Source organism: Pseudomonas fluorescens (assembly GCF_018614655.1).
Taxonomy (GTDB): domain Bacteria; phylum Pseudomonadota; class Gammaproteobacteria; order Pseudomonadales; family Pseudomonadaceae; genus Aquipseudomonas; species Aquipseudomonas fluorescens_BX.
Genome location: NZ_JAGGOG010000004.1, coordinates 384,251 through 394,387, shown reverse-complemented (window position 1 = coordinate 394,387; position 10,137 = coordinate 384,251). Strand labels below are relative to the sequence as shown.

Sequence of the window (10,137 nt, the reverse complement as noted above, 5' to 3'; positions counted from 1 at the left end):
AAGCCCGCTCCCACATTTTTGATCTCCCGAGTTCTGCAGAACCCAATCACGCCCCAGACTTGTCTATTAGCGACATGTTCGTAAAAGAACATGCAATTGCTCCTGTTTCCCGTACTTGCGGATAAGAGGCGGTGCTATTTTCGGTAACGAAACTGTAACATTCGCATCCGCAGTCAAAACAAGAAATTTGGAGCTCTTGAATGTTTGCTTTCTTCCGTCCTGCCGCACACCAGGCACCCCTGCCTGAGGAAAAAATAGACAGTACCTATCGACGGCTGCGCTGGCAGATCTTCGCCGGTATTTTCTTCGGTTACGCCGGGTACTACCTGCTGCGTAAAAACTTCTCCCTGGCCATGCCGTACCTGATCGACGAGGGTTACACCCGTGGCCAGTTGGGCCTGGCAATGTCGGCGATTGCGATTGCCTACGGCTTGTCCAAGTTCCTCATGGGCCTAGTGTCCGACCGCTCCAACCCGCGCTATTTCTTGCCCTTCGGCCTGCTGGTGTCTGCCGGGGTGATGTTCATTTTCGGTTTCGCACCTTGGGCAACCTCCAGCGTGACCATGATGTTCATTTTGCTGTTCATCAACGGCTGGGCCCAGGGCATGGGCTGGCCGCCAAGCGGACGGACCATGGTGCACTGGTGGTCGCAGAAAGAACGCGGCGGCGTGGTATCGGTATGGAACGTGGCGCACAACGTCGGCGGCGGCTTGATCGGTCCGTTGTTCCTGCTGGGCATGGCCTGGTTCAACGACTGGCATGCGGCGTTCTACGTCCCGGCTACCGTGGCCCTGATGGTGGCGGCCTTCGCCTTCATCACAATGCGTGACACCCCGCAATCGGTGGGCCTACCGCCGATCGAGCAGTACAAGAACGATTACCCGGAAGGCTACGACGCCAGTCACGAAGACGAATTCAGCGCCAAGGAAATTTTCGTCAAGTATGTGCTGCGCAACAAAATGCTCTGGTACATCGCCTTCGCCAACGTCTTCGTCTACCTGCTGCGCTACGGCGTATTGGACTGGGCACCGACCTACCTCAAGGAAGCCAAGCACTTCGACGTGGATAAAACGTCCTGGGCCTACTTCTTCTACGAGTGGGCGGGCATTCCGGGCACGCTGCTGTGCGGCTGGATGTCGGACAAAATCTTCCGGGGCAACCGTGGCCTGACGGGCATCGTGTTTATGGCCCTTGTGACAGTCGCGACTCTGGTTTACTGGCTCAATCCGCCAGGCAACCCGATGGTCGACATGATCGCCCTGTTCTCCATCGGCTTCCTGATCTACGGCCCAGTGATGCTGATCGGTCTACAGGCGCTGGAACTGGCACCGAAGAAAGCCGCGGGTACCGCTGCGGGCTTTACCGGTCTGTTCGGTTACCTGGGTGGTTCGGTGGCGGCCAGTGCGGCCATGGGCTACACCGTTGACCATTTCGGCTGGGACGGTGGCTTTGTCTTGCTGATCGGTGCGTGTCTGTTGGCGATTGCCTTCCTCATCCCCACCTTGTGGCACACCAATAGCGTCAGCAGCGCGCGTTAATCGCAGGCGCCGCCCTTGGAACACCGCTTGAGCCGCGCCTCCAGGTTTTTATCTGGCATGGCGTGGCTACGCAGGGCGTTAACGGTTTGCTCGACATAATCGCGAGTGGTGCCGTAACGCCCGCAAGCGCTTTCAAACACCTGGTTCAGCACGCTGTCCGGTAAATTGCCTGCATAGCTGGGCAAGTGCCGCTCCAATACAAATCCCAATGCCTGCACCTGACTGCCATCTTCCAGACGGCAGCTGAGCCAGTGCGGCCGATAAGACGGGTAAGGCATTTCGCGACGCCACAGGGCGTAAAGCGAGGCGTCCAGTTGGTCTTCCGGCAAGCGGTAAGCGAACCCACTGCAAGAGCCGCCGCGATCCAGGCCAAACACCAGGCCCGGTAATTCCGGCGTGCCCCGGTGCTCGTGGGACCACAGGTACAAGCCGCGATGGTAGCCATGAACCCGCGCCCGCATCCGCTGCGCCGTTGAACACTCGGGACGCCAGATCAGCGAACCGTAAGCAAATAGCCAGACCGGTCCCCCTTTGTGCCGCCCCATGGTGGACTGCATCGAGCTCATCAACTGTTCGTGAGTGAGTTGCGGCCCAAGATCGAGCCGCGGAGGGTAAGCCAATTGCAAAAGATCGGGTTCAATGGCGGTCATGGCAAATAACGTTCGGTTCCTGTGTTGTTACCAGTTGTAAGCAACTCTACCGTAATAGAACGCGCCGCTGTAACCGTACGGCGAAAAAGTGCTATAGGCCAAGTTACCACCACTGCTGGCGTAGGCATTGAGTTTTTCCGGGTACTTGTCGGTGACGTTGTCGCCACCCACGGTGAAAGTCCAGCTCTTCAGCTTGTAGTCTGCGGACAAGTCCAGCAGCCACGCGGCCTTGAAGGTCTGGTCGTTGATCTTGTCGGCCTGGTAACTGGTGAATTCGCCGTAGCGCACCAGGTTGCTGTGCAGCGCCCAGTTGCCGAAACTCAAGTCGTTACCCAGGCTCAGCTTGTGCTGTGGCGTGGTATCCCCCAGCAGACCGATGCGCTCACGCCGGTCTACTCGCACCAGATTGACGCCCAGACCATCGAGCACCGCCGGGTTGGCTTTTACGTCCGTGACCTTGGTGTGGTTGTAGTTGTAGCCCACCGTGCTGTTCCAACGGATGCCGTTATCAAACTGATAGCGATAGCTGGCCACCAGGTCGACGCCGTCGGTGCTGGTGTCGGTGGCATTGGTGAAGTAGCGGGCACTGGTGTAGTTGATGTTGCCGACGCCATTGGCTTGCAGGTAGTTGATTGCATTCTGGTTGAGCACCAGATTGGACGACAGGCTGATGCGGTCACGGATGTCGATGCGGTAGACATCGGCCGTCACGGTCAGGTTATCCACAGGCTCAAGCACCAGACCGAGGCTGTAGTTGCGCGACTTCTCGGCCTTGAGGTCGTCGGCGCCGAGTAAGCGCGCCACTTTGCTGTTGGCCGGGAAGGTACCGGCTTCCTGGATCGTATTGCCGATCAATTGCGACGAGGTGTAGGCAAAGTTCTGCTGGGCCAGGGAAGGCGCGCGAAAACCGTTGGAGATGCTGCCGCGCAAGGCCACTTGCGGGGTGAAGTCGTAGCGGGCCGAGAACGAGCCACTGACGTTGGAGCCAAAGTCGCTGTAGTCCTCATGCCGCACTGCGGCCGAGGCGCTGAGTTTTTCGGTGAAGTTGGTTTCCAGGTCCAGGTACTGGGCCCAGTTGTGGCGCGAGGCACTCCCGGCGTCGGCATCGCGAAAACCACCGAGGCCGGAACTGCTGGTCTGGTAGTAGGAAGCCGGATCGCCCGCCTCGATTTCGTAGCCTTGGTGCAGGTATTCACCGCCAAAGGCAACGGACACCGGATACGGCAGCCAGCCCACGTCGAACTCACGGGACAGGTCCAGGCTCACTTGTTTCTGGTCGTTGCTCAGGGTGCCATTGTCGAATTTGCGCGGCGTCGCCAGTCCCAGGGAAGTGTTGATGGTTTCTGTGCTCAGGTCGTACTGGTTCTTGCCGTAGTTGGCCGACAGGTCGTAATGCCAGTCGTAGGCCAACAACCCACGCAAACCCACCACCAGGGACGTGTCTTCCAGGCTACCGCGGATCAGCGGCAGGTAGCCGTTGGGGTAGATCGCCCGGATGTTGTTGGAGGCATTGCTGGCCCGGTAAAACGCCGCCGTCTCGCCACGTCGCTTGCTGTAGCCGCCAAAGGTGTAGAACTCGGCTGCATCGTTGAAGGTGTATTCGGAGTTGAATTGAAACTTGCCTTCGTTGGTCGACGGCTCACCCTGGCGGAATACCCGCTGACCGTAAGTGGTCGAGCCAATACTGCCTGGACGCAAGTCGTCGCCGGCACGGTTGGTGTAATCGTTGTCGGCGCCTTCGCCCGAGAGGTTGATAAAGCCGTTATCCCCCAACGCCAGGCCGGTGTTGCCGCTGACGTTGCGTTGGATACCATCGCCCTTCTTGTACTCGCCGAACTTGGTGGAGATCGAGCCGCCATGGTCAGCGCTCTTGAGGATCACGTTGATCACCCCGGCAATTGCATCGGAACCATAGCGGGCGGACGCGCCGTCACGCAGCACTTCGATATGGTCCACCGCTGACAGCGGGATCGCATTCAAATCCGCCGGCGCCGAGCCTCGACCCACCGCACCGCCGAGGTTAACGAAGGCACTGGTATGTCGGCGCTTGCCGTTGACCAGCACCAGTACTTGATCCGGCGACAAGCCGCGCAGTTGCGCCGGGCGCACCAGTTCGGCGCCGTCTACCAGGCTGGGGCGCGGAAAATTAATGGAAGGAATCAAACGCGCCAGCACCGCACCGAGTTCGTCGGAGCCGGTGCTGCGCAGGGTGTCGCCGGAAATCACATCGATGGGTGACAGCGAAGCACTGGCGGTGCGTTCCTGAGCCCGGGTGCCGGTGACTATAACCGTGTCGAGTTTTGGTACGTCGACAGTGACCGTTTCGGCGACCGAGACTGAGCTGAAGCCCACAGCGGTCAGCAAATTGGCTGACAAAATCGCTGTGTATAACCGGTGTTGCGTGGTGCTCCCCATACCGCTCCCCTTGGAATCAAAAGTCAGAACCTCAATGCTCTGAGTTCATACGATCGATCCGTGTGGCGAACGGTGGCGGTCATTTATTGGCTATTGGCACAAAGGCGGTAGTCCGTTGTCATATAGCTTAATGATATTCATCGGCTAAATTAAATACCGTAAAAGAATAAGCAAAGGCATAAGCGCAGACGACCCACTCATCAGGATTGACCCCTTCAATCCCGATACCTTCAGCGCCCGTTCAGCCTTGGTGGGGGTTGAGCCTTCAAAATAGGCACTTGTCACGACCCACTTAGCCGACAACCTACGACTATCGAGGTCGCATTATGAAATACCGACTTTCAGGCCTGCTGCTTCTGGCGCAGGCCACCACCGCCCTGGCCGTCGAAACACCGACCCAGGATGAAAAAGGCTTCTGGTACGCCCAGACCAGCGTCTACACCCGACACTTCTCACCAGACCCGGATCACAATAACAACCAGGACCTGATCGGCCTCGAGCGCAATGAGGCTTCGGGGCTGGTGTATGGCGGGGCGACATTTCGCAACTCGTTCAGCCAGCGCTCGTACTACGCCTATGCCGGCAAACGCTATGACATGACGGATTACCCGGTGTACCTGAAACTGACCGGGGGGCTGATCCAGGGCTATACCGGCAAATACAAGGACAAGATCCCCCTCAACGGCCTGGGGGTGGCGCCCGTGATCATTCCGTCAGTGGGTGCTCATTACGGGCCGGTGGCGGCCGAATTGGTGCTGCTCGGCTTCAATGCAGCGATGGTCACCACCGGTGTGCGGTTCTGACACTGTAGCCGCTGCCGAGGTACGAGGCTGCGATGCGGGCCGCAGGACCGCCCTTGGGGTCGCTACGCTACGGTCTTGGTGCGTAGGCGAATACGTCAGCGCGCATCTGGTGCGCATCCATGCCGGCGTTGACCAACGCATCCAACGTTCCATAGATCATTGCCGGTGAGCCGCTGGCGTAGACGTGCACGCCCTTGAGGTCGGTGATGTCTTCGCACACGGCTTCATGTAACAGTCCACAACGCCCTTCCCAGCCACACAGGTCGCTGACCACTTTGTGCAGGAACAGATTGGGCAGTTGCTGCCACTGGTCCCAATGTTCGATCTGGTAGAAATCCTCGGGACGGCGCACACCCCAGTACAGGTGCACCGGGTGTTTGAAACCGGAAGCCCGGCAATGCTCGATCAGGCTGTGCATCTGCGCCATGCCGGTTCCGGCGGCGATCAGCACCAGCGGCCCGTCCGGCAGTTCCGCCAGGTGGGTATCGCCAAACGGCAACTCAACACGGGCCATCTGGTGACGCTGCAACTGCTCGATCAGGCTCCGGGCGCTGTCTTCGCGCACCAGCACATGCAGCTCCAACTCACGCCCCCCGTGGGGTGCCGAAGCCAGGGAGAAGGCTGATTTTTCGCCGCTTTCCCGCTCGATCATCAAATACTGGCCGGCGTGGTAGCGCACCGCCTTGCCGGCCGGAGCCCGCAGGCGCACGCGCCAGACATCACCACCGATATCCACACACTCGGTCAGTTGGCAGGACAGTTTGCGCACTGGCAACTCCCCCGGCGCCAGCACGCCGTCCCACAAGACAATGCAGTCCTCCAATGGCTCGGCAATGCAGGTATAGAACTCGCCATGGTCACGCACCTCACCCGCTTGCTGCACCCGGCCCTCCACCAGCAACGCCGCACACACATGGCATACACCATTGCGACAGGCCTGGGGGCAATCGTAGCCCAGGCGCCGCGCGCCCTCGAGAATCCGCTCGCCGGGCGACAATTGGAGTACCGCACCGGAGGGCTGCAGGGTTACACGCATCAATCTATTCCTAATTCTTTCCAGAGCGCATCGACACGAGCAGTCACCGCGTCATCCTTGACGATCACCCGACCCCACTCGCGGGTGGTTTCACCCGGCCATTTGTGAGTGGCATCCAAGCCCATCTTCGAACCCAGGCCCGATACTGGCGAGGCGAAGTCGAGGTAGTCGATCGGCGTGTTATCGATCATCACCGTATCGCGCTTGGGGTCCATGCGCGTGGTAATAGCCCAGATCACGTCATTCCAGTCCCGGGCGTTAATGTCGTCGTCAGTGACGATAACGAACTTGGTGTACATGAACTGTCGCAAAAACGACCAGACACCCAGCATTACCCGCTTGGCGTGGCCCGGATACGACTTCTTCATGGTCACGATAGCCATGCGGTACGAGCAGCCTTCGGGCGGCAGGTAGAAGTCGGTGATTTCCGGGAACTGCTTCTGCAGGATCGGCACGAACACTTCGTTCAACGCCACACCAAGGATCGCCGGCTCATCCGGCGGACGGCCGGTGTAGGTACTGTGGTAGATCGGCTTGATCCGATGGGTGATCCGCTCGACGGTGAACACCGGGAAGCTATCGACTTCGTTGTAATAGCCGGTGTGGTCGCCGTACGGGCCCTCATCAGCCATCTCTCCCGGATGAATCACCCCTTCGAGGATGATTTCAGCAGTGGCCGGCACTTGCAGATCATTACCACGGCATTTCACCAATTCGGTACGGTTGCCACGCAACAAGCCCGCGAAGGCGTATTCGGAGAGGCTGTCGGGCACCGGGGTCACGGCGCCGAGAATGGTCGCGGGGTCTGCACCGAGGGCCACGGATACGGGGAACGGTTTGCCGGGGTGCTTTTCGCACCACTCGCGAAAGTCCAGCGCGCCGCCACGGTGGCTCAACCAACGCATGATCACCTTGTTGCGGCCGATCACTTGCTGGCGGTAGATGCCGAGGTTCTGGCGGTCCTTGTTCGGACCTTTGGTGACGGTCAGGCCCCAGGTGATCAGCGGGCCGACATCGCCGGGCCAGCAGGTCTGCACGGGCAGCATGCCGAGGTCGACGTCATCGCCTTCGATGACCACTTCCTGGCACACCGCGTCCTTGACCACTTTGGGGGCCATGGCAATGATCTTGCGGAAGATCGGCAGCTTCGACCAGGCGTCTTTCAGGCCCTTGGGTGGCTCGGGCTCCTTGAGGAACGCCAGCAGCTTACCAATCTCGCGCAGCTCACTGACCGCCTCGGCGCCCATGCCAAACGCCACGCGCTCGGGGGTACCGAACAGGTTGCCGAGCACCGGGATATCAAAGCCCACCGGGTTTTCGAACAGCAGCGCCGGGCCCTTGTTACGCAAGGTGCGGTCGCAAATCTCAGTCATTTCCAGGACCGGGGAAATCGGTACCTGGATACGTTTCAACTCTCCGCGCTGCTCAAGTTGCTGCACGAAATCCCGAAGATCCTTGAATTTCATTAACCATGCCACCCGTAAAATAGGCGTACATCCTACCTGCTCTTACGGCTGCTGGCAGCTTATTGAGCAGCATTGCAGGCAACACATGACTAAAGAGACGACGCCTCGGTTTCAGGGCTCAGGCTAAGGAACAAAGGTTCAAGGAACGCCTCGACATACCGCGAGCCTACATCCGAGAGATGATTGTCGTCGGTGTACAGGGTTCGCCCGCCAAACTCCACACGGCACCAACCGGTTGCATTACACAGTCGCGGCGCAGGATCCAGCCACCTCACCCCTGGATCGGCCGCGGCGATTTGCTCGAACACGCTGCTGATATAGGCCTGGCGCTTGAGATGATCCTTCAGTGGCAGGCCCTCACGGTCGGTGGGTCGACCCAGCATCGCCAGACGACTGAGTCGATAGGGCACGCTGAAGTCCTGCAGCGGCACTTCCTTGGCCAACCACACCCGTCGACCACTGGCACGCACTTGCTGCACCAGAGCACGCAAGGACTCGCTGAAACGCTGCTCGGCGATGGCACGATCGTATTTCCCTGTCGCCGGGTTCAGCAGTGAGGCACCGGTATCGCCGGAGCGCTCCCCGTAGACGTACAAGCTCCAACGTGCCACCAGCACCACATCGCTGAACGCTTCCTGGCTCAACACCTGGGTGACACGCTGGTTGAACTTCACGCATCCCGGGGTGCTTTCTTGCCTGTTGAAAGGCACGCAACCGGAATAACCGGCCTCGGTGATGCTGACGCCATACTTGCTCACGCCATCTTCCAGGGCCGGGATCAAGGCCGAGGCATGACTGTCACCCCAGACCAAAGCACGCGTCGCTCCCAACTGAGAACCAAAACGGCAAAGCTCACGGTGGTTGTTTTTCTTGTCATCCGACAAGCAGGCCATCAACTCAGGGCTCCACGTACGTGCCTGGGCGAACTGCAATGCATCGGGCGACAAGCGCCAAGGCACCCCATCCGCCCACCCCAGGATTTTTCCGACCAACCCCAACGCAAGGATCGCGATACCGGCCGCTGCCAGAATCTGCCGCCGTCCTGCCAACAGACGGCGTTCACGAAACGGCGCCTCGACAAAACGCCAGGATCCATACCCCAACAGCAGGCTCAACAGAAACAGGCCGCCGAGTTGCCAGGGGCCCAGGCCATCAATACTGGCGTAGCTGCCAAATACGAATACCGGCCAGTGCCACAGGTACCACGAGTAAGAAATCAGCCCGACACCCACCAGCAAACGGCTGCCTAACAGCTTACCCGGCAGGGTCACTTGATGGCCATTGGCCCAGATCAGGCAGACCACACCCACGACCGGTAACAAGGCAGCCGCTCCAGGAAACGGAGTGCTGGGATCATAAGCAAATATCGCCAGTAGAATCAGGCCAAGGCCGGCAAGGCTGACGGTCTGCGCCAAAATCGGGCTCGCACGCCACTCCCGTGCAGGCACCACCGCCAGCATCGCGCCGGCCAGCAGTTCCCAAGCACGCATCGGCAACAGGTAAAAGGCCTTCTCGGGATAGTGAGCCACCGCCCACACGCTCAGGGCGAAAGACCCCAGCAACACGATGAACAGGGCCGTGCGCCAGTGTTTCAAACGGCTCGACAGCAATGTCAGCAGCAGCGGGAAAATGATGTAGAACTGCTCTTCAACCGACAGCGACCAGGTGTGCAGCAGCGGTTTGAGGCCGGAGGCCACGTCAAAATAGCCGTCCTGGCGCATAAACAGCAGGTTTGAGGTGAACACCACCTGATAGTGTATCGAGCGCCCCAACTCATCGTAATCCTTGGGCGCGAGCAGGAACCAGCCAGCCACCAGCGCGCCGAGCATCATCACGAACAGCGCGGGCAGGATCCGCCGGGCACGGCGGGCCCAGAAATCCACAAAACTGAAACGCCGGGCCTGGCGCTCACGCCAGATGATCGAAGTGATCAGGTAGCCGGAGATCACGAAAAAAATGTCGACGCCAACAAAGCCGCCTGTGAAGCCAGGAACATTAAAGTGAAACAGAACAACCGCGATGACGGCGATTGCGCGCAGGCCGTCAATGTCTCTTCGATAAGCAAGCGTGGTCATAGATCTTATTGTCTGCCAGTTTCGGATGGAGGCGAGTGTAGCCGTGCTCGCCTTTTTTGTTTCATAACTGACACGCGCAGCGCTCAATCCTCCCTTTTTCAACACAAAAAAATGGCGCCCTGAAGAGCGCCATTCTTTTTGAGCCAGGAAGTCG

7 protein-coding genes are annotated in these 10,137 nt (G+C 59.3%); 2 read left to right on the top strand and 5 right to left on the bottom strand.

From position 1 onward, the window contains the following. Positions 1-200: 200 nt before the first annotated feature. Positions 201-1,538, top strand: coding sequence for a glycerol-3-phosphate transporter (gene glpT, locus J7E41_RS06665; protein ID WP_214991055.1), 1,338 nt, complete (start codon positions 201-203; stop codon positions 1,536-1,538). Here the strand turns inward: glpT and J7E41_RS06660 are convergent. Both J7E41_RS06660 and J7E41_RS06655 read right to left on the bottom strand, forming a co-directional pair. After that, a complete protein-coding gene (locus J7E41_RS06660; RefSeq protein ID WP_214991053.1) occupies positions 1,535-2,188 on the bottom strand; it encodes a gamma-glutamylcyclotransferase in 654 nt (217 codons plus the stop codon). The two genes, glpT and J7E41_RS06660, sit on opposite strands and share 4 nt — an antisense overlap. Before the next feature lie 27 nt (positions 2,189-2,215). Beyond that, positions 2,216-4,603, bottom strand: coding sequence for a TonB-dependent receptor plug domain-containing protein (locus tag J7E41_RS06655; RefSeq protein WP_214991051.1), 2,388 nt, complete (start codon positions 4,601-4,603; stop codon positions 2,216-2,218). 323 nt (positions 4,604-4,926) lie between these two features. Here J7E41_RS06655 and J7E41_RS06650 point away from each other — a divergent pair, with 323 nt between their 5' ends. After that, the gene (locus J7E41_RS06650) at positions 4,927-5,406 is read left to right on the top strand and encodes a sn-glycerol-3-phosphate transporter (RefSeq protein WP_214991384.1); all 480 of its coding nucleotides are present in this window, start codon (positions 4,927-4,929) and stop codon (positions 5,404-5,406) included. A gap of 67 nt (positions 5,407-5,473) precedes the next feature. Here J7E41_RS06650 and J7E41_RS06645 read toward each other — a convergent pair whose 3' ends face one another. From J7E41_RS06645 to J7E41_RS06635, 3 genes are all read right to left on the bottom strand, one after another. Then, complete coding sequence (locus J7E41_RS06645; RefSeq protein WP_214991049.1) at positions 5,474-6,442, bottom strand: CDP-6-deoxy-delta-3,4-glucoseen reductase; 969 nt, start codon at positions 6,440-6,442, stop codon at positions 5,474-5,476. Next, positions 6,442-7,908, bottom strand: coding sequence for a 4-hydroxy-3-polyprenylbenzoate decarboxylase (gene ubiD / locus J7E41_RS06640; protein ID WP_179448479.1), 1,467 nt, complete (start codon positions 7,906-7,908; stop codon positions 6,442-6,444). The genes J7E41_RS06645 and ubiD overlap by 1 nt, the downstream gene beginning before the upstream one ends. An 89-nt stretch (positions 7,909-7,997) precedes the next feature. Further along, positions 7,998-9,983: an acyltransferase family protein gene (locus J7E41_RS06635; RefSeq protein ID WP_214991047.1), complete on the bottom strand. Its 1,986-nt coding sequence runs from the start codon at positions 9,981-9,983 to the stop codon at positions 7,998-8,000. Positions 9,984-10,137: the final 154 nt, after the last annotated feature.

Bases quoted from the DNA above. Each gene is read 5' to 3' on its own strand.
- J7E41_RS06655 (WP_214991051.1), bottom strand. From the start codon at position 4,603: ATGGGGAGCACCACGCAACACCGGTTATACACAGCGATTTTGTCAGCC.
- J7E41_RS06660 (WP_214991053.1), bottom strand. From the start codon at position 2,188: ATGACCGCCATTGAACCCGATCTTTTGCAATTGGCTTACCCTCCGCGG.
- J7E41_RS06635 (WP_214991047.1), bottom strand. From the start codon at position 9,983: ATGACCACGCTTGCTTATCGAAGAGACATTGACGGCCTGCGCGCAATC.
- glpT (WP_214991055.1), top strand. From the start codon at position 201: ATGTTTGCTTTCTTCCGTCCTGCCGCACACCAGGCACCCCTGCCTGAG.
- J7E41_RS06645 (WP_214991049.1), bottom strand. From the start codon at position 6,442: ATGCGTGTAACCCTGCAGCCCTCCGGTGCGGTACTCCAATTGTCGCCC.
- ubiD (WP_179448479.1), bottom strand. From the start codon at position 7,908: ATGAAATTCAAGGATCTTCGGGATTTCGTGCAGCAACTTGAGCAGCGC.